The 25,559-nt window shown below is 72.5% G+C and carries 23 protein-coding genes; 6 read left to right on the forward strand and 17 right to left on the reverse strand.

Features of this window, described 5'->3' with window-relative positions; translation table 11 throughout:
- Window positions 1–28: 28 nt before the first annotated feature.
- A complete protein-coding gene (locus O7616_RS21175) occupies window positions 29–1,276 on the reverse strand; it encodes a glycosyltransferase family 4 protein (RefSeq protein WP_282303575.1) in 1,248 nt (415 codons plus the stop codon).
- Window positions 1,277–1,444: 168 nt separating this feature from the next.
- Between O7616_RS21175 and O7616_RS21180 the strand changes: the two genes are divergently transcribed.
- Window positions 1,445–1,999, forward strand: coding sequence for a low molecular weight phosphatase family protein (locus tag O7616_RS21180; RefSeq protein WP_282303576.1), 555 nt, complete (start codon window positions 1,445–1,447; stop codon window positions 1,997–1,999).
- Here O7616_RS21180 and O7616_RS21185 read toward each other — a convergent pair.
- Window positions 1,980–3,443: a polysaccharide biosynthesis tyrosine autokinase gene (locus O7616_RS21185; protein ID WP_282303577.1), complete on the reverse strand. Its 1,464-nt coding sequence runs from the start codon at window positions 3,441–3,443 to the stop codon at window positions 1,980–1,982. The genes O7616_RS21180 and O7616_RS21185 overlap by 20 nt on opposite strands.
- Before the next feature lie 338 nt (window positions 3,444–3,781).
- Between O7616_RS21185 and nhaA the strand changes: the two genes are divergently transcribed.
- Window positions 3,782–5,134, forward strand: a complete 1,353-nt coding sequence (gene nhaA, locus O7616_RS21190; RefSeq protein ID WP_282303578.1) for a Na+/H+ antiporter NhaA — start codon at window positions 3,782–3,784, stop codon at window positions 5,132–5,134.
- Window positions 5,135–5,157: 23 nt separating this feature from the next.
- On the opposite strand, the gene O7616_RS21195 is transcribed toward nhaA, so the two are convergent.
- The 10 genes from O7616_RS21195 to O7616_RS21240 form a co-directional block, all read right to left on the reverse strand.
- On the reverse strand, window positions 5,158–5,355 hold the full coding sequence (locus O7616_RS21195; protein ID WP_269678953.1) for a hypothetical protein: 198 nt from the start codon (window positions 5,353–5,355) through the stop codon (window positions 5,158–5,160).
- Window positions 5,352–5,711: a hypothetical protein gene (locus tag O7616_RS21200; RefSeq protein ID WP_282303579.1), complete on the reverse strand. Its 360-nt coding sequence runs from the start codon at window positions 5,709–5,711 to the stop codon at window positions 5,352–5,354. The genes O7616_RS21195 and O7616_RS21200 overlap by 4 nt, the downstream gene beginning before the upstream one ends.
- Entirely contained in the window at window positions 5,711–6,073 is a 363-nt protein-coding gene (locus O7616_RS21205; RefSeq protein WP_282259388.1) for a DUF1622 domain-containing protein, read from the reverse strand. Before O7616_RS21205 ends, O7616_RS21200 begins: the two co-directional genes overlap by 1 nt.
- A gap of 39 nt (window positions 6,074–6,112) precedes the next feature.
- A complete protein-coding gene (locus O7616_RS21210; RefSeq protein ID WP_282307685.1) occupies window positions 6,113–6,700 on the reverse strand; it encodes a TMEM165/GDT1 family protein in 588 nt (195 codons plus the stop codon).
- Between the two features lie 215 nt (window positions 6,701–6,915).
- The gene (egtD, locus tag O7616_RS21215; protein WP_282303580.1) at window positions 6,916–7,881 is read right to left on the reverse strand and encodes an L-histidine N(alpha)-methyltransferase; all 966 of its coding nucleotides are present in this window, start codon (window positions 7,879–7,881) and stop codon (window positions 6,916–6,918) included.
- A 49-nt stretch (window positions 7,882–7,930) separates the two neighbouring features.
- Complete coding sequence (egtC, locus tag O7616_RS21220) at window positions 7,931–8,677, reverse strand: ergothioneine biosynthesis protein EgtC (RefSeq protein WP_282303581.1); 747 nt, start codon at window positions 8,675–8,677, stop codon at window positions 7,931–7,933.
- 28 nt (window positions 8,678–8,705) lie between these two features.
- Window positions 8,706–10,025: an ergothioneine biosynthesis protein EgtB gene (gene egtB, locus O7616_RS21225; protein WP_282303582.1), complete on the reverse strand. Its 1,320-nt coding sequence runs from the start codon at window positions 10,023–10,025 to the stop codon at window positions 8,706–8,708.
- Window positions 10,026–10,081: 56 nt separating this feature from the next.
- On the reverse strand, window positions 10,082–11,317 hold the full coding sequence (egtA, locus tag O7616_RS21230; RefSeq protein ID WP_282303583.1) for an ergothioneine biosynthesis glutamate--cysteine ligase EgtA: 1,236 nt from the start codon (window positions 11,315–11,317) through the stop codon (window positions 10,082–10,084).
- A gap of 155 nt (window positions 11,318–11,472) precedes the next feature.
- On the reverse strand, window positions 11,473–12,237 hold the full coding sequence (locus tag O7616_RS21235; protein WP_282303584.1) for a hypothetical protein: 765 nt from the start codon (window positions 12,235–12,237) through the stop codon (window positions 11,473–11,475).
- A 16-nt stretch (window positions 12,238–12,253) separates the two neighbouring features.
- Window positions 12,254–12,874 carry an RNA polymerase sigma factor gene (locus O7616_RS21240; RefSeq protein ID WP_282303585.1) on the reverse strand — a complete coding sequence of 207 codons (621 nt, stop codon included), beginning with the start codon at window positions 12,872–12,874 and terminating at the stop codon, window positions 12,254–12,256.
- Between the two features lie 526 nt (window positions 12,875–13,400).
- On the opposite strand from O7616_RS21240, the gene O7616_RS21245 reads away from it, so the two are divergent.
- Both O7616_RS21245 and O7616_RS21250 read left to right on the forward strand, forming a co-directional pair.
- Complete coding sequence (locus O7616_RS21245; RefSeq protein ID WP_282303586.1) at window positions 13,401–14,774, forward strand: serine/threonine-protein kinase; 1,374 nt, start codon at window positions 13,401–13,403, stop codon at window positions 14,772–14,774.
- A gap of 124 nt (window positions 14,775–14,898) precedes the next feature.
- Window positions 14,899–16,161, forward strand: coding sequence for a nucleotide sugar dehydrogenase (locus tag O7616_RS21250; protein WP_282303587.1), 1,263 nt, complete (start codon window positions 14,899–14,901; stop codon window positions 16,159–16,161).
- A 77-nt stretch (window positions 16,162–16,238) separates the two neighbouring features.
- Here the strand turns inward: O7616_RS21250 and O7616_RS21255 are convergent, their stop codons facing one another.
- The 4 genes from O7616_RS21255 to O7616_RS21270 form a co-directional block, all read right to left on the reverse strand.
- Complete coding sequence (locus O7616_RS21255; RefSeq protein WP_282303588.1) at window positions 16,239–18,713, reverse strand: FtsX-like permease family protein; 2,475 nt, start codon at window positions 18,711–18,713, stop codon at window positions 16,239–16,241.
- A 147-nt stretch (window positions 18,714–18,860) separates the two neighbouring features.
- Window positions 18,861–19,526: a response regulator transcription factor gene (locus O7616_RS21260; protein WP_282303589.1), complete on the reverse strand. Its 666-nt coding sequence runs from the start codon at window positions 19,524–19,526 to the stop codon at window positions 18,861–18,863.
- Window positions 19,523–20,728: a sensor histidine kinase gene (locus tag O7616_RS21265; RefSeq protein ID WP_282303590.1), complete on the reverse strand. Its 1,206-nt coding sequence runs from the start codon at window positions 20,726–20,728 to the stop codon at window positions 19,523–19,525. Before O7616_RS21265 ends, O7616_RS21260 begins: the two co-directional genes overlap by 4 nt.
- 55 nt (window positions 20,729–20,783) lie before the next feature.
- Window positions 20,784–21,488 (reverse strand): DUF305 domain-containing protein, encoded by a 705-nt coding sequence (locus O7616_RS21270; RefSeq protein ID WP_282303592.1) that lies wholly within the window; start codon window positions 21,486–21,488, stop codon window positions 20,784–20,786.
- Between the two features lie 138 nt (window positions 21,489–21,626).
- Here O7616_RS21270 and O7616_RS21275 point away from each other — a divergent pair, with 138 nt between their 5' ends.
- The gene (locus tag O7616_RS21275; protein WP_282303593.1) at window positions 21,627–23,072 is read left to right on the forward strand and encodes a hypothetical protein; all 1,446 of its coding nucleotides are present in this window, start codon (window positions 21,627–21,629) and stop codon (window positions 23,070–23,072) included.
- A gap of 76 nt (window positions 23,073–23,148) precedes the next feature.
- Here the strand turns inward: O7616_RS21275 and O7616_RS21280 are convergent, their stop codons facing one another.
- Window positions 23,149–24,174: a linear amide C-N hydrolase gene (locus tag O7616_RS21280; protein ID WP_282303595.1), complete on the reverse strand. Its 1,026-nt coding sequence runs from the start codon at window positions 24,172–24,174 to the stop codon at window positions 23,149–23,151.
- Between the two features lie 170 nt (window positions 24,175–24,344).
- Here O7616_RS21280 and O7616_RS21285 point away from each other — a divergent pair, with 170 nt between their 5' ends.
- Window positions 24,345–25,556 carry an SLC13 family permease gene (locus O7616_RS21285; protein WP_282303596.1) on the forward strand — a complete coding sequence of 404 codons (1,212 nt, stop codon included), beginning with the start codon at window positions 24,345–24,347 and terminating at the stop codon, window positions 25,554–25,556.
- Window positions 25,557–25,559 lie beyond the last annotated feature (3 nt).

The raw sequence follows: 25,559 nt of genomic DNA on the forward strand, positions 1-25,559 counted from the left end.
TTCGTGCCGTTATCGCAATGATTGCCGCTTAGGCGAGGTTTCCTCGCAACTCCGTGACCGGTGCGGTGGCCCGTCCCGCCGCCTCGTGCAGCAGCCGCTCGATCCGGTCCACCCCGGCGGGCAGCGACATCTCCCTGAGGTACGCCGACCGCCCCCGGCGGCCCATCTCGGCCCGGGTGGGCGGCGGGATGGTGGCGGCCAACCAGAACCGGTCGGCCAGCGCCGCCCAGTCCTCCGGCGGGCAGGAGAGCCCGGCCCTGGCCCGTTCGACCAGCTCGGCCGTGTCCCCGCCGGTCGACGCGACCACCGGGGCAGCGCAGGAGAGCGCGGCCTGAAGCTTGCCCGGCACCGTGCCGCGCAGCTCCGGAAGGTCGCGCAGCATCACCAGTTGGTAGTCGGCGGCCGCGTACAGCTCGGGCATGTCCACAGGCGACCGCCGCTGCACGAAGCGGACGTTGTCCGCACCCAGCTCGGCGGCGAGCCCCCGCACCCGCCGCTCGTCCGCACCCGAACCGACGAGGACCAGGTCCATCGTCCGGTCCAGGGCCGCCGCCGCCCGGACCGCGGTCTCCAGTCCCTGGCGCGCGCCGATGGTGCCGGCGTGCATCACCACGCACCGGCCGTCCCGACGGACCAACTGGCGGGCCGCCGCGCCGGGCGTCACCGGGTGGAAGATCCGTTCGTCGGTCCAGTTCAGCACCTCGCGGACCCGGTCCGGGTCGGCGCCCGCGGCGACCACCAGGTCCCGCATCGACGGCGCGGCCACCGCGATCCGCGCCGCGGCCCGGTAGATCCGGGTCATCGCAGCGCCCATCCGCGTCGCCCAGCGGTCCTCGCCCGTCTCTTCGGCGCCGTCGCGGGTCCACACGTCCTGCACGTGCAGCACCGCCGGCACCTGCCCGAGCAGCCGGAGCACCCCGGCGGCGGCGAACGTCGTCGCCGGCAGTTGGAAGACGTAGAGCGCGTCCACGTCGCGGAGGTACCGTCGGGCGGCCCACGTCGCGCTACCCGCGAACGAGAGGTAGCTGGCCATTCGCCCCCTGGTGGACGTGGTCCGCCCCGGATAGCGCGGCACCCGCCGAACGGTCAGGTTCCGGCTGTGCGTCTCGTGGTGCCAGCGCTGCCGCCAACCGGGATAGACGTGCCCGCCCGGGTAGTCCGGAAATCCGGTGAGCACCCGAACCTCGTGCCCACGCGCGGCCAACTCCTCCGCGAGGCTGCCGGGGATGAACGCCGGTTCGGGCGGGAAGTGGTACGACAGGATGCCGATCCTCACCGGTGGGCCCCCGTTCGGCGCGGATTGGTGTCGGTCGGCGCGGCACCACGACCGGCGGGCGTCTCGCGCGCGTACGATGCCGACAACCCCTCCCCGCGCGACCACCGGCGTCGACGCACCGCCCTCGCGGTGTGGACAGCCGTGTCCGCACCGACGAGAGGGGCCCCGATGGCCGATCGCGTGTTGTTCGTCTGCCACGCCAACCTGTGCCGGTCGCCGATGGCGGAGTTCCTGGCCCGCCGACTGTTGGCCGGGCGGCCCGTCACGGTGGGCAGTGCCGGTACCGACGCGATCGACGGGCTGGGCATGCACCCGTACGCGATGGAGGTCGTGACCGACGGCGACACGGACCCGGCGGCGTTCCGCACCCGGGCGCTGCGGCCCGAGTACCTGGCCGACGCGACGCTCGTGCTGACCGCGACCCGGCGCCAGCGCTCGGTCTGCACCGCCCTGGCACCGGCGGCGCTGCACCGGACGTTCACGGTGCGCCAGTTCGGCCGGCTGGCCGCGGCGGCCGAACCGCCCGCCGGGCCGGCCGACGACTCCTTGGGGGCGGCGATCGCCGCCGCCGCCCTGGCCCGGGGACGGCTGCAACCCGCCGCCCCGGACGCGGACGACCTCCAGGACCCGATCGGCGGCACCGCCGCCGACTTCCGACGCTGCGCCGAGGAGATCGAACGGTCCCTGCGACCCCTCGCCGCGCTCATCGGGGCAGCCGGGTGAGTTCCTGGGTGTGGTCGGTGACGCCGTTGAGACCGCCGGTGGTCGCGACATGCCGACCGGTCGCGGCTCGCTCGGTCGGCACCGACGCCGTGGGCGTCGAGGCGACCACCCGGTAGGCCTCGTACTGGTACGCCTCGGCCTTCGCCACCTTCGCCATGTTGAGCACGCAGCCGAGCAGACGAACCGAGACCGAGTGCAGGGAGCGTGCCGCGGCGGCGACCTGGCTTCGCGAGGTACGGCCCTGCTGGGTCACCAGCAGCGCACCGTCGGCCTGCACGGCCACGACCACGCCGTCGGTCACCGCGAGCAGCGGCGCGGTGTCGATGATCACGATGTCCGCCGACTCCCGCAGTGCCAGCAGCAGGTCCGACATCGCCTTGGAGCCGAGCAGCTCGCTCGGGTTCGGCGGGGCGGAACCGCTGGGCAGCACCAGCAGCGACTTGTCGCCCCAGCGCTGCACGACGTCGCCGACCTGCACGTCGCCGACCAGCACGTCGGTGAGGCCGACACCCGCGTCCAGGCCCAGGTAGTCGTCGACCTTCGGGCGACGCAGGTCCGCGTCGACCAGCAGCACCCGCCAACCCGCCTCGGCCAGCGCGATGGCCAGGTTGCAGGAGAGCGTGGTCTTCCCCTCACCCTGCAGCGCGCTGGTCACGGCGATGACCCGGGCCGGCTCGTGGACGTCCACGAAACGCAGGTTGGTACGCAGTTTGCGCACCGCTTCGGCACGCGCGGAGGTGGCGGCGTCGCCCACGATCAGCGGCGCGCTGCGTGCGTTGCCCTCGAACGGGATCTCGCCGAGCAGAGGACTGCCGGTGGCTCGTTGCAGACCGGCCGCGTCGCGCAGTCGAACGTCGGCGACGCCACGCAGGATCGCCAGACCGATGCCGAGGAGCAGGCCGATCACGCCGCCGAGGGTGAGGTTCCGGACCGGCTGCGGCGATACGGGGTTGGCGCTCACCCGGGGGCCGCTGACCACCTCGATCTTGATCGGCGCCTTGCCCTCGGGCGTCGTCTCGACCTTCTGGACGAGCTCGACGAACTTCGCGGCCAGGGTCTCCGTCACGCGCAACGCGCGGGTCTGGTCGGTGTCGGTGACCGACGCCTGGAGCATGACGGTGCCGGTCTGGGTGGAGGTCTTCACCCGTTGCTGCACCTCGTCCGCGGTGAGGCCGACCGGGGTCTCGGCCACCACGCTCTGCGCCAGTCGGTCGCTCGTGAGCAGGTCCGCGTACGACTTGACGCGCTGCTGGAGGAAGAGCCCACCCTGGTAGGCCTCGCTGACGCCGGTGTTGGGGGTGGTGACGAAGAACGTCACCGAGGCGACGTACCGGGGTTGGGCGCGCACGGTCAGGAATGCCGAGACGCCGAGGGCCACCATGACCGTGACCAGCGCAACCCACCAGTGCCTACGCACGTGACGCAAATGGCGGAGCAGATCCATCAGGCGCGCCTCCGTGCCGGTCCGGTTACGCCAAAGAACTTCACGAAAACCCCCAAGGTCGTCTCTAAACTCGTGAAACCATTAAAGCGGCTCATGCGGCTTATGTCCGGAGTTATGTATTTTCTGTAGTGCGACATGGCTCCGGATGACCAACCCGAGAACAGCCCATTCGGCAGCGGCGACAACGAGGAAAAAGTCGGAAGCAGGTCCGGTGACGTCCGATCGGCCCGGCGGCCGTCGTCGAACGCGAAGCCGGATAGGGTCGGTGACGGTGTGCCGGGAAGCCTGGCCGGCGAGTGGATTCCATGCCGTCCTGACGCCCCGAGGTGACCCCGCAGATGACCTCCCGCACCCCGCCACCCGACCAACGCCCTCCGAAGAATCGGCTGTTCACCAGGTCGTCCTGGCCGGAGGCCCGACACCTGGCCGACGTGCTGCGTACCGAGACCGTCGGTGGCGCGCTGCTGCTCCTCGGTGCGGCGATCGCACTGATCTGGGCCAACTCCCCCTGGTCCGACGCGTACACCCGGCTCGCTCGGTGGGTCCCCTGGCCCGGCGGCGCGCCCTGGCACCTCGACCTGGACATGGCCACCTGGGCGGCCGACGGCCTGCTGGCCGTCTTCTTCTTCGTGGTGGGCCTGGAACTCAAGCGGGAGTTCGTCGCCGGGGAGCTACGCGACCCCCGGCGCGCCGCGCTGCCGGTGGTGGCCGCGCTCGGCGGGATGCTGCTGCCGGCGCTGGTCTACGTGGCGGTCGTCCTCAGCGCGGGCGGCGAGGGACTACGCGGCTGGGCGATTCCCACCGCCACCGACATCGCCTTCGCTCTCGCCGTGCTCGCGGTGATCAGCACTCATCTGCCCCAAGGCCTACGGGCATTCCTGCTCACCCTCGCCGTTGTCGACGACCTGCTCGCGATCACCATCATCGCGGTCTTCTACACCGCCGACCTGCAGCCCGCCGCCCTGTTCGCCGCGCTGGCGGTGATCGGGATCTTCGCGATTCTGGTGCGGCGCGGACGTCGCTGGCAGTGGGCGCTCATCCCCCTCGCGGTCACCGCCTGGGCGCTGATGCACGCCTCGGGAGTGCACGCCACGGTGGCCGGCGTCCTGCTCGGCTTCGTGGTCCCGGTGCTGGCCCGTTCCCGCAGAGCGACCGGTGACCGATCGGACGCCGACGCCGAGGGCGGGCTCGCCGCGCGCCTGGAGCACCGCTGGCGTCCCGTGTCGGCCGGCTTCGCGGTGCCGGTCTTCGCCCTGTTCGCCGCCGGGGTCACCCTTCGTGGCAGCGACCTGGAAGCGTTGCTGACCGACCCGGTGGTGATCGCCGTCGTCACCGCCCTGGTGCTCGGCAAGAGCATCGGCATCCTCGGCTCGACCTACCTGCTGGCCCGGTTCACCAGGGCCGAACTCGACGAGGACGTCACCTGGTCGGACCTGCTCGGAATCGCGATGCTCGGCGGCATCGGGTTCACGGTGTCGCTGCTCATCGGCGACCTGGCCTTCGGCGTCGGCGGCACCACCGACGGACGGGTCAAGGCGGCCGTGCTGCTCGGGTCGGTGATCTCCGCCGGGCTGGCCGCGGCGGTGCTCGTCCGGCGCAACGCGGCGTACCGCCGGGTGGCGGAGCGGGAACGACGCGACGCCGACGGCGACGGCGTGCCCGACGTCTACCAGCGGCCCACCGAGCGCTGAGCGGCGCCGTACGGCGATCCGGGTCAGCGTCGACGGTCGGCCGGCGGCAGGTCCTCGGTCTCCTCGACCACCGCCTCGGCCGCCGGGGCGGTCAGGTCGTCGCCCGGCACCGCCACCTCCTCGACACGATCCTGCTCGTCGGGCTTCCCACCCGGCGGCGGCTCGGGAGCGGTGCCGGCGCCGGAGAAGCCGTACTCGTTCGGTTCGTCGTGCCGGCTCATCTGGTCATCCTCCCGTTTTCCCCGGTCTCGCGTCCTAGCGCCAACGGTTCCCCGGTCTCGCGTCCTAGCGCCAACGGTAGGTGGCAATCGTCTTCGGCGCAGGGGGCCGGGGATTGTCGCCCCGACCACGGCGTCGGGGCGCTCGACGCCGCCCCGAGCAGTTGACGCAGGGCGATGATCGCCACCGCGCCGGCCAGACCGTTCCAACCCGGATCGCCGGCCAGCCGAATCAGACCGGCCGCCGTCAGCAGGTCCAGCAGCAGTCGGACGCCGGTTCGCAGCGCGCCGGTGCTGACCACGGTCACCACGCCGACGACCAGGGCCAGCGCGGTCACCGCCGTGACCAGGGTGTCCATCACCCTCGACGCTCCCCCTCGGCCACCTGGCGCTGCTCCTGACGGATCTCCCGGCCCAGGAAGTAGTTCAACGCCGTCCGGATCGTCGCGATCGCGGCCAGTTGACCGATCTGCTGGAACGACGGGGACACGGCGGTCCGCAGCACGTCCGCCGCCAGCTGGAACTCCAGGCCGAGGGTCAGGAACCGGCCCAGCGAGAGCCGGATCGGAGTGAAACGGGCGGCGGTGCGGTGTCGTAGCCCCTCGACCACGAACCGCACCGCCGCCCAGACGGCGCCCACGAAGATCACCAGCGCGCCGGCCACCTCCACCACGGCCACCAACACCTGGTCGCCCTGTCGCAGCAGCTCGGCCGGCTCCACCCCGGGCCGTTACCCGCCCTCGGGGCAGCTAGGCCCCGCTCAGGTCAGCTCGTTCACCGCCTCCAGGATCAGCCACAGACCGGAGACGGCGAACAGGATCGCAGCACCGTACTTGATGGTCTTCTCCGGCAGCCGACGACCCAGCATCCGGCCGACCAGGATGGCCAACGCGTCCGCCGCCACCATGCCGATCGTGGAGCCGAGCCAGGTGCCGAACCAGCCGTACTTGGTGGCCAGCGTGATCGTGGCGAGCATCGTCTTGTCACCCAACTCGGCCAGGAAGAACGCCACCGACACCGCGACCAGCGCGGTCTTGTTCGTCTTCTCCGCCTTGCGTTTCTCCTCCTCGGTGAGCTTGTCCCCGCGCAGGGTCCACGCACCGAAGCCGAGGAAGGCCACACCGGCCACCAGCGAGATCCACTCCGTCGGCAACACCGCCCCGAGGCCCGCGCCGATGGCCACCGACGCCAGGTGCACCACCGCCGTGGCGACCGTGATACCGATCAGCACCGGAATCGGCTTGAACCGCGTGGCGAAGGTCAACGCCATCAACTGGGACTTGTCCCCCAGCTCCGCGACGAAGATGACGCCGAAGCTGACGACCAGCGCGGCGAAAAATCCCTCCATGACGTCCTTCCCGCTCATGCCGGGAGGAGGTACAGGGGCGCCCTCGACCCGGCTGCAACAGCCTGAGTCGAAGGTCTCGCCCGCCCCGGAAACCGGGGCCGCGTGGCCGGATGCGGAACGCACCAGTATGTCGACCACGACATTGGGGGCTACTCCCCTTCGCCCGCTCAGCCTAGCCGATCATCGGCGGCCCGGTCCGAGGCGGGTGAACAGGCTCACCGGGCCCGCGCCAACGTGACCCCGAAGAGCCCACCCGGGTCCGTCCAGAACTCCGCCGTGGCGAAGCCCGCCGCCCCCACCTCCGCGGCGACCCCCTCCCGGTGGAACTTCGCCGACACCTCGGTACGCAGGTCCTCCCCCGCTGCGAAGTCGACGGTCATGCCCAACACCCGCACCCGCATCGGCCGGGTCGCCCGCAGCCGCATCTCGATCCACTCGTGCTCCGCATCCCAGAGAGCGACATGGTCGAACGCCCCCGGGTCGAAGTCGGCACCCAACTCACGATTGATCACGTGGAGCACGTTGCGGTTGAACTCGGCGGTGACCCCGGCCGCGTCGTCGTAGGCGGGCACGATCACCGACGGGTCCTTCACCAGGTCCGTGCCGAGCAGCAGCCAGTCGCCGACCTCCAACGCCGCACGCATCGCCGTCAGGAAGGCGGCCCGCTCGGCGGGCAGCAGGTTGCCGATGGTGCCGCCGAGGAACACCACCAGCCGTCGACCGCCGGTGGGCAACCGGTCCAACTGCCGGGTGAAGTCGCCCACGATGCCCCGCACCCGCAGGCCCGGATAGTCGGCGGCGATCTGGGCCGTGGACCCCCGCAGCGCGCTGACCGACACGTCCAGCGGGACGAACGTGCCCAGCCCACCCCGGCGGGTGAACGCGTCCAACAACAGGCGGGTCTTCTCCGACGACCCGGAGCCCAACTCGATCAACGTCTTGGCCCCGGTCGACGCCGCGATGTCCGGAGCACGCTCGGCCAGCACCGTCCGCTCCGCCCGGGTGGGGTAGTACTCGGGAAGTCGGGTGATCTCCTCGAACAACTCGCTGCCCCGGGCGTCGTAGAACCACTTGGGCGGCAACCACTTCTGCTCGGCGCTCAGCCCGGCCCGAACGTCGTCGCGCAGACCACGCTCCAGATCGCGCTCCTCGAGGTAGACCTCCAGCGGTTCCGCCGTCATCGACTCGCCTCTCTGTTCGACAAACAGTTGCGTGCCCGCCCGGTGCTGCTCAGCGGGTCGGAAGTGGACGTGTCCGCACCTCGTCGGCGGTGGCCAGGACCAGGTGCCCCTCCGGTGCCGCCCGCCACCCGGGGTCGTCGTCGTGCGGCTCCGAGGCCAGCAGCACCGAACCCGGCGCCTCGCGTACCGACAGGGCGTGCCCGGCCACGCTCGCCACCACCCGGCGGCCGTCGGTGAGCAGCAGATTCAGCCGCGACCCGGGGGCCGCCGCGGCGACGTCGGCCACCGTCCGCCCGACCGCGTCCGCCGGGTCGTCCCCGGCGCGCAACCGGTGCCGCACCAGCGCCCACAGCAACGCCGAGTCGGTGGCGGCGTCCAACGTGAGCAGGTCACGCACCGGCAGACCGGCGGCGAGCGGCACCACGGCGTCCGGCCAGCCGCGGACGACACCGTTGTGGCTGAACAACCACCGCCCCTCGGCGAACGGCGCGGCCGCGCCGTCGAGCACCGCCATCCCGACCGTGGCCGACCGCACCGCCGCGAGCACCGCGCCGGTCCGGGTCACCGCCGCCAACTGGGCGATCGTCGGATCACTCCAGATCGGCTGCGCCCGTCGATACCGCACCGGCTCACCCTCGCCCGGGTACCAGCCGACGCCGAACCCGTCCGCGTTGATGGTGCCGCCGCCGCGCATGTCCCGAGGGGCCCAGGACTGCCGCACCAACGAGTGCGGCGGATCGAACAACACCTCCGCCAGGGTGACCGGCACCCCCAGGTAGACCAGATGACGGCACATCAGCGCGCCCCGCCCGCCGGACCGCCGATCACCGGTACGACTCGTCCGGTCGGGCGTCGCGGGCACAGCGGAAACCACTGAAGATCTGCCGGCGGATCGGATAGTCCCAGTTACGGAAGGTGCCCCGACAGGCCGACCGGTCGGTGCCGAACGAGCCACCCCGCAACACCCGGTAGTCGTCGCCGAAGAAGACCTCGGAGTATTCGCGATAGGGAAACGCGGTGAAACCCGGATGCCCGCCGAACGTGCTCGACGTCCACTCCCAGACGTCACCGATGAGCTGGTGCACACCCAACGGCGACACCCCACCCGGGTACGCGCCCACCGGCGCCGGCCACAGATGCCGCTGATCCAGGTTGGCGTGCGCCTCGGTCGGGTCCTCGTCGCCCCAGGGAAAACGCCGCGACCGCCCGGTCGCCGGATCCCACCGGGCCGCCTTCTCCCACTCCGTCTCGGTCGGCAACCGCTTACCGGCCCACGCCGCGTACGCCTGCGCCTCGTAGAAGCACACATGCACCACCGGCTCGTCCGCGCGCACCCGATCCCACCGGCCGAAACGCCGGTACGACCACTCGTCGCCGTCACGACGCCAGTGCATCGGCGCCACCAGCCCCTCCCCGAGCCGATGCGCCCAACCCGCCGGGCTCCACCACCGCTGATCGTCGTACCCGCCGTCGGCGATGAAGGCCGCGTACTGCCCGTTGGTCACCGGGGCCGCGTCGATGGCGTACGCCGGCAGGTCCACACGATGCGCGGGCCGTTCGTTGTCCAGAGCCCACGGGTCGGTGTCGGTGCCCATCGTGAACTCCCCCGCCGGCACCAGCACCTCCCCGCCGACCCGGACCGACGGCTCGGGCGGCGGCGGAGCGTGCAGCACCGCCGGCCCCGCGCGCAGTTGATGGGTGGCGAGCATCGTCTCGTCGTGCTGCTGCTCGTGCTGCACGATCATGCCGAAGGCGAACCCGTCGGCGACCAACGGCCGCTCGCTGAAAGCCACCGTGTCCAGCAGGTCGTGCACCTTGTCCCGCACCGTGCCCAGATAGGCGCGCGCCTCGGCGGGCGCCAGCAGAGGCAGGGCCGGGCGGTCCCGGCGCGGCTGCTTGAACGCGTCGTACAACTCGTCGATGTCACACCGCACCGGCTCACGCCCGCCGACATCGCGGACCAGCCACAACTCCTCCTGGTTACCCACGTGGGCAAGGTCCCAGACCAGCGGCGACATCAACGGCGAATGCTGACGCATCAACTCACCGTCGTCGACCACCTCGGTCAACAACGAGGTACGCGAGCGGGCCCGCGCCAACTCCCCAGCGATCCGGTCCCGCAACCGCTCACCACTCACACCCACCGAACCTCCCGACGCTCGCGACTGCGGGGCTCGCAACCCCGGCTCACTCCTCGCACTCACCGAACCCCCTCCTTCGCGGCGGCCAGCCGCCGTCGTACCCCTCGCTCGATCTCGTCGTTGGTGTCGGCCGGCAGGTCCAGCCGGGGCAGGACGGTCAGGGCCAGGTCGAGAAGCCCCGTCGCGGCGGCGGCCAGCGCGTGGTCGGCCAGACCGCTCCGCGCGGCGGCCGACCAGCGGTGCCCCACCGGAGCCGCGATCGCGTACGCCCCCCGAACCGTGGCCGGGTCGTGGAAGAGGGCACTCAGCACCGCCAACGGGAGCCGCCAATCCCGCTCGGGCTGGGCGTCCAGGTAACGCAACTCCAGGTAACCGCGTGGCCGCACCGGCGGGAAGAGCGTGCTGACGTGGTAGTCGAGGTCATCGGTGGTGGGCGGCTGCGGCAACGCGCCGTCGAGCCAGTCGGCGAAGGTCACACCGGGCGGTACGGTCCAGTCCGAGCCGTGCCGCCGCCGGCAGAGCAGTGGCGCGGCGAGCACGTACCGGATCCAGGTGGCCGTCGGGTCCTGCACGGCGTGGCCGGGGGTCCACACCGGCCGGGTGCGGGCCGGGTCGATGGCCAGCCAGGCGGCCATCCGGGCGGAGGCCCAACCGGTGCGACGCCCGGCGTGTCGGTTGGCGGAGGCGAACGCCGCGAGCAGCGGCGGACCGACGGCGTGGGCGGCGACCCACCGGTCGGCGACCTGGTCCGGCTCACCGGCGTCGAGACAGACCTGCAGGCCCGCCGTGCTGTACATCATCACGCGGCCGGCCGGACCACGCCGGTCGAAGGCAGCGCGCATCGCGCGGTAACGGGGAGTCTCCACCACCGGGCGGGGCCGTCGGTGTGGATCGATGCCGCTGCGGCCCAGGATCAGCCCGGCGGCGGCCAGCAGGTCGGTGACCTGGGCGATGTCAGCCTCGGTGGCCCTGAGCAATGCGGCCGTCGAGGGTCGGGGCGGGGTGGAGATCTCCACCTGACCACCCGGCTCGACGGTCACCACGCCGCCGTCTCGCAGCGGCTCGGCCGGGCTGGTGGGATCCAACGTGGTGGGGCTGTGCCGCCCCAGCGCCGCCCTCAACCGCCCCGGATCGACCGGGCGGGCGGGATCGGCGGCGTCGTGCACGGTCCATTCCAGTTCGACGCCGACGTGGGTCGGTGGACCGGTCTTGAAGCAGATCCGGGCGAGATGACGGCCTGCGGCGGCGGACTCCCGCAGGATGGCGCTGCGTTCCAGGTCGGGCGACGTCACCAATGGTCGGGCCCCTCTCCATCTGCCGGCTAAGCGACACCGTGTCACGGTAGACCCGCCCACCGACACTCTCGGAGGGCGTGCACGGGGCCACCAACCTCTGTCCGACAGACGAATTTCCCATGCCGGGCGGAACTAACCACCCGGTCGTTCACCGCTCACTTCGGGGAGGGGCGGCCCGACGGAGGGTGCGGCGCGGCGGACTTCGCCGGTGCGGAGGGCTTCGCCTCGGCACCCAACCGGCGGCAGTACTCCTCGACCCGGTCGGCACCACCGGCGGCGGTCACCAGCCGCTCGAAGGCCGGCGTCCGCAGCGCCTTCTCCCGCTGGTCGGGCTCCTTGTCCAGCCACGAACGGCACTGGCCGTGCACGGGAGCGGCGGGCGGGCTGTGGGCCGGGGGCGCAGCCACCGACGGCGTGCCCGGCGAGGGTGGGCGGGGCGACGCGCTGTCGCGCGACGGAGTCTCCCCCGGTGACCGGGTGGGTTCGCCGGACCGGGGCGAATCCGGCGTCGGCGACGTTCTGGACGGCTCCGGTGCGACGGGTACCGGTATCCAGTCCTGGCGGACCGCGGCGAAGGCGGCGCCCGCCGTGGCGGTGACCGCGACCGCCCCGATCCACGCCGCCGCGCCGGTCGTCAGGCGTCGGCGGCGCACCCGTTGTGCCGTCGACGGCGATTGTTCGGCCCGGGCAGCCCGGAACGCGGCGAGCGCGGCCTCCTCGCCGGCCAGTTCGCCCGGCCGGACCGGGCCGGCGGCCGCAGCGAGCAACCGGGCGACCGGGGTCGATGCCGGGGCCTCGGGTGACGTCACGTCGCTGTCCGCCGGGACAGGGGCCGCACCCGACCGCGTGTCCCCGCTGGGCTGGGCGGAGTCGAGCAGCCGTTCGGTGTCGGCGTGATCGGCCCGCCGGAACGGGTTCATCGGAGATCCCCTCACGTCAGCCGTCCGCCGGCTCGGTGTGCGACGCCCGCAGGGCGGGACCGTTAGCCGTGCGGGGCGGCGGCACCGCGTCGACAGCGACCGAATCCTCGCGCTCCAACAGGGTCGCGAGCCGTCGCAGGCCCCGGTGTGCGGCGGTCCGCACGGCACCGGCCCGACGGCCCAGCACCCGGCCGGCGGACCCGGCGTCGAGCCCCACCACGGCCCTCAACAACACGGCTTCGGCCTCACGGGGAGGCAGGGTGGCGATCAACGCCAGGGCCGTCTCGGTGCCGATCGTCTCGCTGGCGCCCTCGGCGGTGTCCGCGTCGCTGGCGAGATGGACGAGCGCCTGCACCGGCACGGGGAGAGCAGGGCGTCGGCGCAGCCGGCGCAGGTGGTCCATGGCCCGGTTACGGGCGATGGTGACGGCCCAGGCGCGGAACTCACCACCGGTGAAGCTGGGCAGGTCGCGGGAGATCTGCAGCCAGGCCTCCGAGGCGACGTCCTCGGCGTCCGCGCCGACCAGGGCGGTCAGGTAACGCAGGAGCCCCGGCTGGAGGCTGCGGTAGAGGAAGCGGAACGCGTCCTCGTCCCCACCCTGTGCCGCGCTGACCGCCTCCGACAGGTCGCCGCTCATCCGCGACCCGTGAACTGCCTGGAGCCTGCCGACCCGCTCCGCCCCACCGGGGTCGAGCACCGGCTACGGAGGGTCCACCCGACCAGCTCACGCACCCGTACCGCCCCCCGCCGATCTGATCGCGCCCGCGACCCGGGTGGTCCGGGTCGGATGGTCCGGGCACCGGCAGGGTGATCGGCGGCGCGCCGACGTCGCCGGGGCCCGAGCCGGGCTAACGCTAGGAGGGGACCGGCGGCGCGACAAGTCGGCACCACGTCACGGAAGAGTGACAATTATCAACCATGTTCGACGGCGCGTCGGTGTAACGGTCGGTGAGCCGGGGAAGCGGTCCGTGGTCGAGGGCGGTTTTCGGCGACCGCCGAGCGGTCGGACCCCGAAAGATGTCAGCTTTCGTCACACCACGTCGTCGCCGTGTCACAGGAACGTGGAGTCCACACAGGTCGGGGACGGTTGACCGACGGGTGTCACCCGAGCGGACGACAGGCCGCGGTACGCCGTGCACCGCCACTCTAGGTACGGTAATGCGGTGTTGTCATCGGAGGTCGTGCTCAGCGGTCGCTACCGCTTGGACGAACGTGTCGCCACCGGCGGTATGGGCGATGTCTGGCGTGCCTCCGACCTGATCCTCGGCCGCCAGGTCGCGGTCAAGGTGCTGCTGCCGGCGTTGGTCTCCGACCCGGATTTCATCGCCCGGTTCCGGGCCGAGGCGCGGATCATGGCGGCGCTGCGGCACCCGGGCATCGTTCAGGTCTTCGACTGCGGCGCCGACGACCTGCCCGACGACGGCGGCCGAGCGGACTACCTCGTGATGGAGTTCGTCGCCGGCGAGCCGTTGTCCAAGCGCATCGAGACGGCCGGTCGGCTCGACGTGGCCGAGACGATGTCGATCGTGGCCCAGGCCGCCGCCGCGTTGAACGCGGCGCACCGCGGCGGCATCGTGCACCGGGACGTCAAGCCCAGCAACCTGCTGGTGCAGGAGGACGGCACCGTCGTCCTGGTGGACTTCGGGGTGGCCCGTTCCACCGACATCACCAGCATCACCAGCACCAACGCGGTGCCGGGCACCGCCCTCTACATGGCTCCCGAGCAGGCCGCCGGTCGGCCGGTGAGCGGTGCCACCGACATCTACGCGTTGGGCGCGGTCACCTACTGCTGCCTCACCGGCAGTCCGCCGTTCACCGGCGACAACCCACTCCAGGTCGCGGTGCGTCACCTGGACGACGAACCGCCGGAGTTGCCGCACGACATCCCGGAGGCGGTCCGCGCCCTGGTGTCACGGGCCCTGGCGAAGGATCCGCTCGACCGCTTCACCAGCGGCGCGGCGATGGCCGAGGCCGCCCGGACCGCGGTCACCGGCGGCGAGCCTCCGACGGCGATGGCCACGCCGATCCCGTTGCGCGACGCCGGCCCGGGCACCCGTACCGACGCGCCGGTCGGCGCGGCGGTGGCGAGCGCGGCGCAGTCCCGGCGTCACCGGCGCCGGGGTCCACTGGTCGGCGCGGCCGCGGCCGTGCTGGTCGCGCTGGTCGGGCTCGGTGCCGCGCTGGGAGCGGCGCGCAACGCCGGCGAGGATCCGGCGGTGAAGCTGCCCACCACGTCGCCGACTGTGGCGCCGAGCGGCCCGGCGGAGCTACCGGCGGCGAACGAGCAGGTCGTCACCGTTGATCCGGGCCGACCCGGTCGGCCGCATGCCCCCAACACCCCGTCCGCCTCGACGTCCGCGACGCCGAGCGTGCGACCCAGCCAGACGAGCAGTTCACCGACTCCGACGGGGACGCCGACCGGGACCACCGCGCCGACGGGCGGCCCGACCGGCGAGCCGAGCACCACGCCGACGTCGGCCACGCCCACCGCGACGGAGAGCACACCGACCGTTCCGGAGGGCTCGGGCGACGGGTAGCCGGGCGGGCGCCACTCGTCGGCGCGGTCCCACCAGCACCGATATCCCCAAAACGGACTTACGTCGCTCAAGACGCCTCTAGGCTCTCTGCAGGCCATTTCCACCAACTGCCGCAGGAGCCTGGGTGAGCGTTGAAAAGCTGGTCGTGATCGGTCAGGGATACGTCGGGCTGCCGCTGGCCCTGCGTGCTGTCGAAGCGGGGCTGGACGTGGTCGGCCTCGACGTCGACGCCGACCGGGTCAAGCGTCTCGCCTCCGGTGAGTCGTTCATCGAGGACATCCCGACCGACCGGCTGGGCCGGGCGTTGGGCAGCGGGCGGTACAACCCCAGCACCGAGTACTCCGATGCCGAGGGCTTCGACATCTGCGTCATCACCGTGCCGACTCCGCTGCGCGACGGCACCCCCGATCTGAGCTTCGTCGAGCAGGCGGGTATCGGCATCGGCCCGTACGTCCGGCCGGGTTGCACAGTGGTCCTGGAGTCGACCACGTACCCGGGAACCACCGAGGAGTTGCTGCGCCCGCTGTTGGAGAAGGCCAGCGGGCTGACCAGTCCGGGCGACTTCCACCTCGGCTACAGCCCGGAACGGATCGACCCGGGCAACCCGACGTGGAAGCTGGAGAACACCCCGAAGGTGGTGTCCGGGGTGGACTCGGCGTCGCTGGCCCGGGTGGACGAGTTCTACCAGCGCATCGTGCAACGCACCGTCGCGGTGGACTCCACCCGGGTCGCCGAGCTGACCAAGCTGATCGAGAACACGTTCCGCCAGGTCAACATCGCGTTGATCAACGAGCTGACGATGCTGTCGCACCACCTCGACATCGACGTCTGGCAGGCGATCGACGCCGCCGAGACCAAGCCGTTCGGCTTCCTGCCGTTCCGGCCCGGCCCCGGCGTCGGCGGGCACTGCCTGCCGATCGACCCCTGTTACCTGTCGTGGCAGGTCAAGCGCCGCCTCGGCCGACAGTTCCGGTTCATCGAGCTGGCCAACGACGTCAACCACGAGATGCCCGAACACGTCGCGCAGCGGGTCATGGCGGGGTTGAACCGCACGGGCCGGTCGGTCAGCGGCGCCCGGCTGTTGCTGCTCGGCCTGGCGTACAAGAAGAACACCGGCGACATGCGGGACTCCCCGGCGGTCGACGTGGCCCGCCGGCTGCAGGCGCTCGGCGCCGAGGTCCACGCCGTGGAGCCCTACGCCGAGCCGCACCAGATCCCCGCCGGGGTCACCGTGGTCGGGCTCTCCGAGCGGGAGGTGAGCGCCGCCGACGGGGTGGTGGTGGTCACCGACCACGACAGCTTCGACTACGACCTCGTGGTCCGGCACGCCCGCTACGTGTTCGACACCCGCAACCGGTGCGCCGGCCCACTGGTCGAGCGCCTGTAGACCCGGCACCGCTGGCCGGTCCCGCCGACAGTCGGCGGGACCGGCCGGCGGATGTCCGTCCGGGCCGACGTCGCGGGTCACTGGTCGGCGAGCGCCTCGACGACCGGGCGGGACAGCGCGCGACTGGCCGGTAGCACCGAGGCGAGCAGGGCGGCCACCACCGCGACGGCGAGGGTCAGACCGAGCTGACCGAGCGGCAGCACCACGTGGAAGTCCCCGCCGAGGCGGGCCAGCAGGGCCATCGCGGAGGCGCTGACGCCGGTGCCCAGCGCCACGCCGAGCACCGCGCCGACCAGCGCCATCAGCACCGCCTCCACGGCGAGTACGCCCCGCAGGCGTCCCCGGGTGAGCCCGACCGCCCGGAGCACGGCGTTCTCCCTGGTGCGCTCGACCACCGACAGGCTCAGCGTGTTCGCCACGCCGACCAGGGCGATCACGACCGCCAGGCCGAGCAGCGCGGTGACGAAGACGAGCAGCATGTCGACGGTGCCGGTCAGCATCTTCTTGTACGCGCCCTGGTCCATCAGGTTCACCGTCGGGTAGCGGCCCAGCACCGTCTCGATCGCCTCCCGGGCCCGGTCGGCGCTCACCCCGGCGGCGGGGTCCACCTCGGCCAGGAAACCGCGCTGGTCGGGAAAGAGCGCGGCGAAGTCCTCGTCGGCCATGTCGATGACGTGCCCGGTCGGCGCGCCGTCGCCGGACGTGTCGTCGGTGACCACGGCGGCCACCCGGAACGAGCGGCCCCGCACGGTGACCGATGAGCCGACCTGCCAGCCGCGTGCCTGCGCCGACTCCCGGTGCACCAGCACCTGCCCCGGCCCGAGCCGCGCGGCGTCGCCGGCGAGCACCGCGTCCAGGGTCCGGCCGACCAGCGCCGGGTGGGCGGCGCGGATCTCGACGTCGTCGACGACCGTGCTGCGCTGCTCGTGCACCACACCCAACTCGGGGCGGGCGGCCAGTTCGCCGGCGAGCGCGGCCGGCAGGTTCTGACCGATACCGCTGACCACGAAGTCGGTGCCGATCTGGGCGTCCACGCTGCGTTCGATGCCGTCCTTGGTGCTGCGGGCGCCGACCATGAACGCCGACACCAGCCCGATCCCGATCACCAGGGCGGTGGCGCTCGCGGCGACCCGCCGCGGGTTGCGGATCGTGTTGGCCACCGCCAGCTCACCGGTCGCCCCGAGCACGCGACGAGCCGGCCAGCCGAACACCCGGGCCAGGGCCGGGACGAGCACCGGCCCGAACAGCACGATCCCGAAGAAGGCCAGTACCCCGCCGACCGCCACCAGCAGCAGTTGACCGGCGTCGGCGGCACCGGCCAGCGCCGCGACACCGACGGCCAGCACCACCGCGCCGACGGCCAGGCGTACCCGACCAGCAGCCCGCGCGGGCTGCACCGCGGCGTCGGTGAGCGCGGCCACCGGGGCGACCCGGGTCCCCCGCCAGGCCGGAAGCAGAGCGGCGCACACGGTCAACGCGGTGCCCAGGAGCAGGCCGGTGACGACGGTCGAGCCGGTCACGGTCAGGCCGCCGGTGACCGGCGCGTCCAGTCGGGACATCACCAGTCGCATCCCACCGGCGAGGGCGACCCCGAGCAGCACCCCGCACGCGGAGGCCACCAGGCCCAGCACCGCCGACTCCAGTACGGCCGCCCGGAACACCTGACCACGGGTGGCCCCGATCAGGCGCAGCAGGGCGGTCCGGCGGGTGCGCTGCGCCAACACGATCGCGAACGTGTTGGCGATGACGAAGCCGGCCACCACGACGGCGACCCCAACGAAGATCAACAACAGCATCCGGAACTGCTCCACGTTGCGGACCGCGTCCTCGACGGCCTCGTCGAGGATCTGCGCACGGCTCTTCACGGTGGCCTCGCCGCCGACCACCGCGCGCAGCCGCTCGGTCAGCGCCGCGACGGAGACCCCCGGTCGGGCGGCCACCAGGACCCGGCCGTATCCGCGCCGGCCGGTGAGGGCCAGCGCGTCCGGTCCGACCATCCCGACGAACGGGCCGCCGACGTCGCGGGCGGTCCCGGCCACGTCGACGGTGCCGACCAGGGTGTACGGGTGGGCCGGGCCGGTGGCGCCGCCGACGCGGACCGCGGCACCGAGCGCGAAGCCCTCCGCGGCGACCGTCTGCGCGTCGAGCACCACCTCTCCGGCGCGGTCGGGCAACCGTCCGGCGACCACGTCGTACGAGCGCAGGGCGTCCTCGGTGGGGATGGCGGCGAGCACGGTGAAGCCGAGCACCGGTCGACCGTCGACGCCGAGCACCCCGGCGGTGTCGGTCAACTCACCGGCCGCGGCGGCCACCCCGTCGACAGCGCGTACCCGGTCGACCAGGGTCGGCGGCAGCACCTCCCGACCGGCGGAGTAGACACCCAGGTCGGTGTGGCGGTCGAACGTCCCGGCCCGCTCGTACGTTCCGGCGCGCATCCCGTCGACGAAGATCATGGTGCCGGCGACGAACGCGACACCGAGCACGACGGCCAGCGCGGAGAGCAGCATGCGCAGCGCCTCGGCACGCAGCGAGCGCAGGGTCAGGCGGATCAAGCGGGGCTCCCGGTGCGGGTGGCGGATCGGACCCCTCCGACGCTATGGCCGAGGCCGGTCAGTCGATCTCCACCTGCGCGCTCGACCTGTGTGCTCCCCGGGTCGCGGTGCGTCCGCCGGTCGCTACGACCCAGGTCGTACGCGGCGTCATCCGCCGGGTATGACCAACCCGCTCTCGTACGCCAGGACCACCGCCTGAACCCGGTCGCGGAGCTGGAGCTTCGCCAGGATCCGCCCGACGTGGGTCTTCACCGTCGCCTCGGCCACGTGCACCCGGTCGGCGATCTCCCCGTTGGACAGCCCCTGCGCGACGAGCAGCAGCACCTCCCGTTCCCGTTCGGTGAGCTGCGCCAGCCGCGGGTCGGTACGCGGTGCGGTGCCGAGCTGCCCGGCGAACCGGTCCAGCAGCCGCCGGGTGATCGACGGGGCGACCACGGAGTCGCCCTGGGCCACCACCCGGATCGCGGCCAGCAGGTCCTCCGGTGGGACGTTCTTGAGCAGGAACCCACTCGCGCCGGCCTGAAGGGCCGCGAACGCGTCGGCCTCGGTGTCGAAGGTGGTCAGGACCAGCACCCGGGGCGCCGCGGCGGACCGTTCGGCGCACAGCCGCCGGGTGGCCTCGACCCCGTCCATCGTCGGCATCCGGACGTCCATCACGACGACGTCGGCCTCGGTGCGGGCGAGCACCCGCAGGGCGTCGGCGCCGTCGATCGCCTCCCCGACCACCTCCAGGTCGGGCTGGGAGTCCAGCACCATCCGGAAACCGGCGCGGACCAGCGCCTGGTCGTCCACGATCACCACCCGGATCGTCATGCCGCGATCACCTCCGTTGCCGGCTCCGACGGTAGCGGTAGCCGTACCTCGACCAGCCAGCCCCCGCTCGGTCGGGGACCGGCGGTGAGGCTGCCGTCGTACACCGTCACCCGCTCCCGCATGCCGAGCAGACCGTGACCGCCCGACGGCGCCGGGCTGACCAGGGGGCGACCCAGACCGTTGTCGAGGACCCGGACCACGACGGCCTCGTCGCCGTAGGTCAGCGCGACCTCGACGCCGGCGCCGACACCGGCGTGCTTGAGCGCGTTGGTCAGCGCCTCCTGCACCACCCGGTAGACGGTCAGCTCCAGCCCCGGGGGCAGCGCCGGAGGCGTCCCGGTGACGGTGCTGCGGATCCGCAACCCGGCGTCACCGAACCGGGCCAGCAGGTCGGGCAGCTCGGCCAGGGCCAGGCGGCGGTGCTCCGGGTCGGCGGCCACGACGAGCCCGTCCGCTCCGCCCGGTCCGGCGTCGCGCAGGACGCCGACCAGCCGACGCATCTCCTCCAGGGCCTGCCGGCCGGTGTCCGCGACCACCTTCACGGCGGTACGCGCCTGGGCGGGGTCCCGGTCGAGCATGAACCGGGCGCCGTCCGCCTGGACGATCATCACCGCCATGCTGTGGGCGACCACGTCGTGCAGTTCCCGGGCGATGCGGGTGCGTTCCTCGGCGACCGCCGCGCGGGACTCGGCCTCCCGTTCGCGTTCCAGGGTGGTGGCCCGCTCCTCCAGGCTGAGCACGTAGAGCCGCCGGGTCCGCACGTTCAGCGCGACGAGCCACACCGCGCCGGTGACCAGGGCGTACCACAGCGCGGTGACCCACCACTGGATGACGCCGGGTGTCTGCGCGGCGGCCAGCAGCACACCCACGGCGGCGACCGCGCCGGCCAGGACTCCGTCGCGCAGCCGCTCGCCGTACTTCACCATGCTGTAGAGCGCGATCAGGACGGCGACGTCGTAGACGAGGGGACCCCACTCGGCGATCACCTGGACCAGGGCGAGCGCCGCGACCACCACGGTCACCGCTCTCGGGTGGGTACGGCGGAACAGCAGCGCCACCGCCATCCCCACACCGACCGCGGTGGCCGCCCACTGACCCGGCTGGTTCACCGCCGAGGCGAGGGAGACGAGCACCACCAGGGCGGCGACGGCCACGTCGAAGGCGACGCCGCGCAGCGGGCGACCGAACAGGGTGCGTCTCACGGTGACCCAGGGTACGTGTCGGGGCCTTCCCGGCCCGCACGCCTCGCGCCCTGGCTCAGCGGTCGAGGATCTCGCGCATGCGGTCGATCTCGACGGTCTGCTCGGTGGCGACGGCGTTGGCGAACTCGTTGAGCGTCAGGTCGGAGCCGACGGTGAGCAGGTTGGTGGCCAACTCGATGGCGCCCTGGTGATGCTCGGTCATCATCCGCACGAAGAGCCGGTCGAAGTCCGCGCCCCGGGTCGCGGCGAGCTGCCGCATCGCCTCGGGCGACTGCATGCCACGCATGGTGCCGTGGTCGTGCCCCTGCACCTCCGCCGGGAGGCCGCGGGTCTGCAGCCAACCGCGCATCATGCCCATCTCCGGCCCCTGGCTGGCGCGGATGCGCTCGGCGATGGCACGGACGTCGGGGTCGGCGGCCCGGTCGGGGGCGAGTTCCGCCATCGCCAGGGCCTGCGCGTGGTGCGGGATCATCATCTGGACGAACACGACGTCCAGTGCGTTGTGCGGTGCGGGGCCGACGTCGCGGACCTCGTGCGCCGGGCGGGTGGCCGCCGTCTCGCCCGGGCGGCCGGGCGCGATGACCGTCAGGTCGGTGGGGACGGGGCTGGCGGTCGGCGGCGCGGTGGAGGCGGGTGCGGAGACCGGCTGCCCGGTGCCCGTGCCGGTGTCGTCGCCGAGACGGATCGCGAAGAACGCCGCCAGCGGCAGCACGAGAGCCAGTGTGACGACTGCCAGGGTGCGCGCGCGCCGATCGGTCATGGGCCACTCCCTGAGGTCGAGGTCACCGCGATGCTATCTATTGAAGAACCCACTTTGATGTGATCCAGCTCACATCGACGATCTTCGCCGGACGGTAACGTGTCAACCATCGTCTCCCCCTTGCGAAGGGCCCCGCCGATGATCAGACTCCACAAGCCACGGTTACGACAACTGCGCGTCGTGGCGGCCGCCACAACCGGCCTCCTCGTCGCCAGCGCCCTCGTCGCCCCGCCGAGCAACGCGCAGGCGGTGCCGCAGGCGGCCCCGGCCCCCGCGCTCACCAACACGATCCCCGGCGTCGACGAGATCGTGAGCAGCCCCAACCTGCGCCAGATCGCCAACGTGCCCAAGGTCGCCCCGCTGGACGCCACCAACAGCGACATCGCCTTCCAGGGCAAGTACGCGTTCGCCGGCAACTACAACGGCTTCGTCATCTACGACATCTCGCGGCCCAGCGCCCCGACGGTCAAGGCCCGGGTGCTCTGCCCGGGGTCGCAGAACGACATCTCCGTCCACGGTGACCTGCTGTTCCTCTCCACCGACTCGTCCCGCAGCGACGACTCCTGCAACAGCACCACGCAGGGGGCGGACGTGAAGGGCTCGTGGGAGGGCATCAAGGTCTTCGACATCAAGGACAAGGCCAACCCGCGTTACATCAAGTCGGTCGAGACGGCCTGCGGCTCGCACACCCACACCCTGGTGCCGGGCAAGGACCGCAAGGCCGTCTACCTGTACGTCTCGTCGTACAGCCCGCGGGCCGAATTCCCGGACTGCCAGCCGCCGCACGACTCGATCTCCATCATCAAGGTGCCGCTGAAGAAGCCGACCGACGCCGCGGTGATCGCCGCCCCGAACCTCTTCCCGGACGGCGGTTTCCCGGGCAGTGGGACCGGCTCGGCGACCACCGGCTGCCACGACATCACCGTCTACCCGGCCAAGGACCTGGCCGCCGGTGCGTGCATGGGTGACGGCATCCTGCTCGACATCAAGAACCGGGAAGCACCTCGGGTCATCAACCGGGTCCGGGACGAGGTCAACTTCGCGTTCTGGCACTCGGCCACCTTCAACAACGCCGGCACCAAGGTGATCTTCACCGACGAGCTGGGTGGTGGCGGGGCCGCGACCTGCAACGAGGCCATCGGCCCGAACCGGGGCGCGGACGCCATCTACGACATCTCCGGGCGTGGCGACGCGCGGACGATGACCTTCCGCAGCTACTACAAGATCCCCCGGGCGAACGCCGACACCGAGAACTGCGTGGCGCACAACGGCTCGCTGATCCCGGTGCTCGGCAAGGACATCATGGTCCAGGCGTGGTACCAGGGCGGCATCTCGGTCTGGGACTTCACCGACTCGGCCAAGCCGAAGGAGATCGCCTTCTGGGAGCGCGGCCCGCTCTCGGCCGACCGGCCCGTCGGCGGCGGCACCTGGTCCGCGTACTACTACAACGGCCACATCTACTCCAACGACATGGTGAAGGGCCTGGACGTCCTGGAGCTGAACGACTGGCGCACCTGGACGGCCAAGCTGACCCGTTACCAGGAGCTCAACGTGCAGACCCAGCCCAGCTACCTGGGCTGGTAGGCACCGAGCACGCAACCGGGCCCGGTCCCCCGATGTCGGGGGGCCGGGCCCGGCCACGTCCGGAAGACCCGACAGGTCAGCTCGTCGCCAGGTGGTAGCGCCGCTCACCGCCGCCCGCGGTGACGACCCGAACCTCGCCGGTACGCAGGCCGTACGTCACCGACCAGCGGGTGTGCCCCTGCCGGACGGTGGCGAGCAGCCGGTGCGCCGCGTCGACGTCCAGCATTCCGCCGGCCTCGGTCAGTGCGGCGGCGAGCTGCCCGTACCGCCGGTCCGCGCGCCGCCGCTGCTCGGGCACCCCGACGACCGGTACGTTCGTCAGCGCCTGCCACCCGCCCGCGTCCCGTTGCACCCGCATCCGACCGTCGACGAACTCGATCACCGCCGACGCTCCGGTCGCGTCGGCCACCAGGTAGTGCAGTGGCGGCCCGCCGTCGAAGTCGAGGTTGTGCCGGGTGAACACGGCCACCGCCTCGTCGACCGTCGCAGCCCGGTCCAGCACCAGCCGCAGGATCCGCACCGAGCCGACGGTGGGCTTGGCCGGGTCGGGGCGGGCGGTCGCCGTATCGTCCGCCGCCAACCCGACGGCGAGGCCTCGCTCGTTCATCCCGTCGAAGGGCAGCAGCGGCGCGTCGAGCAGCCTGCGGTCGCCGCTCGGATCCGCGCCGACCCCGAGGTAGGAGATGTCGACGAGCGAGATGGACGCATGCCCGTCCGGGGGGTCGGTCCGCAGCACCAGCGCCGGGTTGGCGTCCCAGTCGAAGTTGCGGGCGAACAGCGTCCGGTCCGGGTCACCGGCGGCGACGAACAACGAGCACCCGAACGGGCTGGGCGGCGCGGCGTCGGTGCCCACCGTCGGGTCGTACGCCCCGACGTACGTCATCTCGTACAGCGGCAGGTCGTCCACCCGGCGCAGGCTGGCCATGGTCCGCTCGGCCTGCTCCGGGTCCTGGCGGGACGCGGCCGGGGTGCCCGGCGGCGGGCCGACGCGCGGCGGCTCCGACGGTCCGGTCGGCCTCGGCGGCCCCGGCGGCTCGGCCGGGGCGCAGGAGGTCACGGCGATCAGCAGGGCCGTCGCGACGGCCGGCAGGGTCCTCCGCATATCCACTGAACGCGATGGGAGCGATCGACGGTTGCCCACCCCGCCCGATCGGTGCGGCGCGGCGGGGGACGCGGGCCGGCTGGACGCTCGACGGCGGGCGTCGTGGGACTGGTCACCCTCACCCGGGGTTGCCGAGCGGGGGGTCAGGACCTGTGCGAACGTCACGAGATGTGACAGTCGCAGCCCCGCCCGAGCCGACCACGCGCCGGCGGCCCCACCCGCTGGACGTGGTGGCGGTCGTGCTCGCCGTGGTCGGCACGGCCTGCGCGCTGAGCGGGCTGCTCCCCCGCGCCGACACCACCCAGACCCTGCACCGGATCCTGCCGTTGCTGCTGTTCCTCGGCACCGTGATCGTGCTCGCCGAGTTGACCGCCGTGGCCGGTGTCTTCGACGTGCTGGCCAGCCGACTGGCCCGGGCCTCCCGGGGCAGGTGGGCCGCCTTGTTCCTGCTCTGCGGCGGTCTGGCCACACTGACCACCCTCGTGCTCAACCTCGACACCACCGCCGTGCTGCTCACCCCGGTGCTGCTCGCACTGGCCCGGAACCTGCGGATCCCCGCCGCCCCGCTCGCCGTCACCACGGTCTGGTTGGCCAACACCGCGAGCCTGCTGCTGCCGGTGTCCAACCTGACCAACCTGCTCGCCGCCGACCGGGTCGGGCTGGCCCCCCTGACGTACGCGGCCCGGATGGCGCTGCCGCAGCTCGCCGCCGTCACGGTGACCATGGCCGTGCTCTGGTTCGCCTGGTGGCGACGGGAACGGCCGAGCGGTGGGCGCTTCGTCCCACCGGCCCGCCACGTGCCCGCCGATCCGGTGCTGCACCGCACGGCGCTGGCCGGTTGTCTGCTCTTCGTCGCCGGCATCCTCGCCGGCGTGGAGATCGGTCTCGCCTCCACCGTCGCGCTCGCGCTGGTGCTGGTCGGGTTCCTCGTCCGCTCCCCCGCCACGCTGCGCCCGGGGCTCGTCCCGGTGCGCCTGCTGTTCTTCGTCACCGGCCTGTTCCTGGTGGTGCAGACCTTCGGCCGGCACGGTCTGGACGACCTGGTCGGCACCCTGCTCGGCGCCGACGGAGGAGCGCTGGGCGCCCTGCGCGCCGGAGGCACCGGGGCACTGCTCGCCAACGGGGTGAACAACCTCCCCGCCTACCTGGCCGGCGAGTCGGTACTGCCGACCGGTGACCACACCCGCCTGCTGGCCCTGCTGATCGGCACCAACGTCGGCCCGCTGGCCGCCCCCTGGGCCTCGCTGGCCACCCTGCTCTGGTTCGAGCGGTGCCGGGCCGCCGGGGTGGCGATACCGGTGAACCGGTTCGTGCTGACCAGCACGCTGCTCGCGGTCACCGGCACGCTCACCGCGGTCGGCGCGCTGCTGCTGGTGAGCTGACCG

Origin of the sequence: Micromonospora sp. WMMD964, from assembly GCF_029581455.1 — a bacterium.
Lineage (GTDB): Bacteria > Actinomycetota > Actinomycetes > Mycobacteriales > Micromonosporaceae > Micromonospora.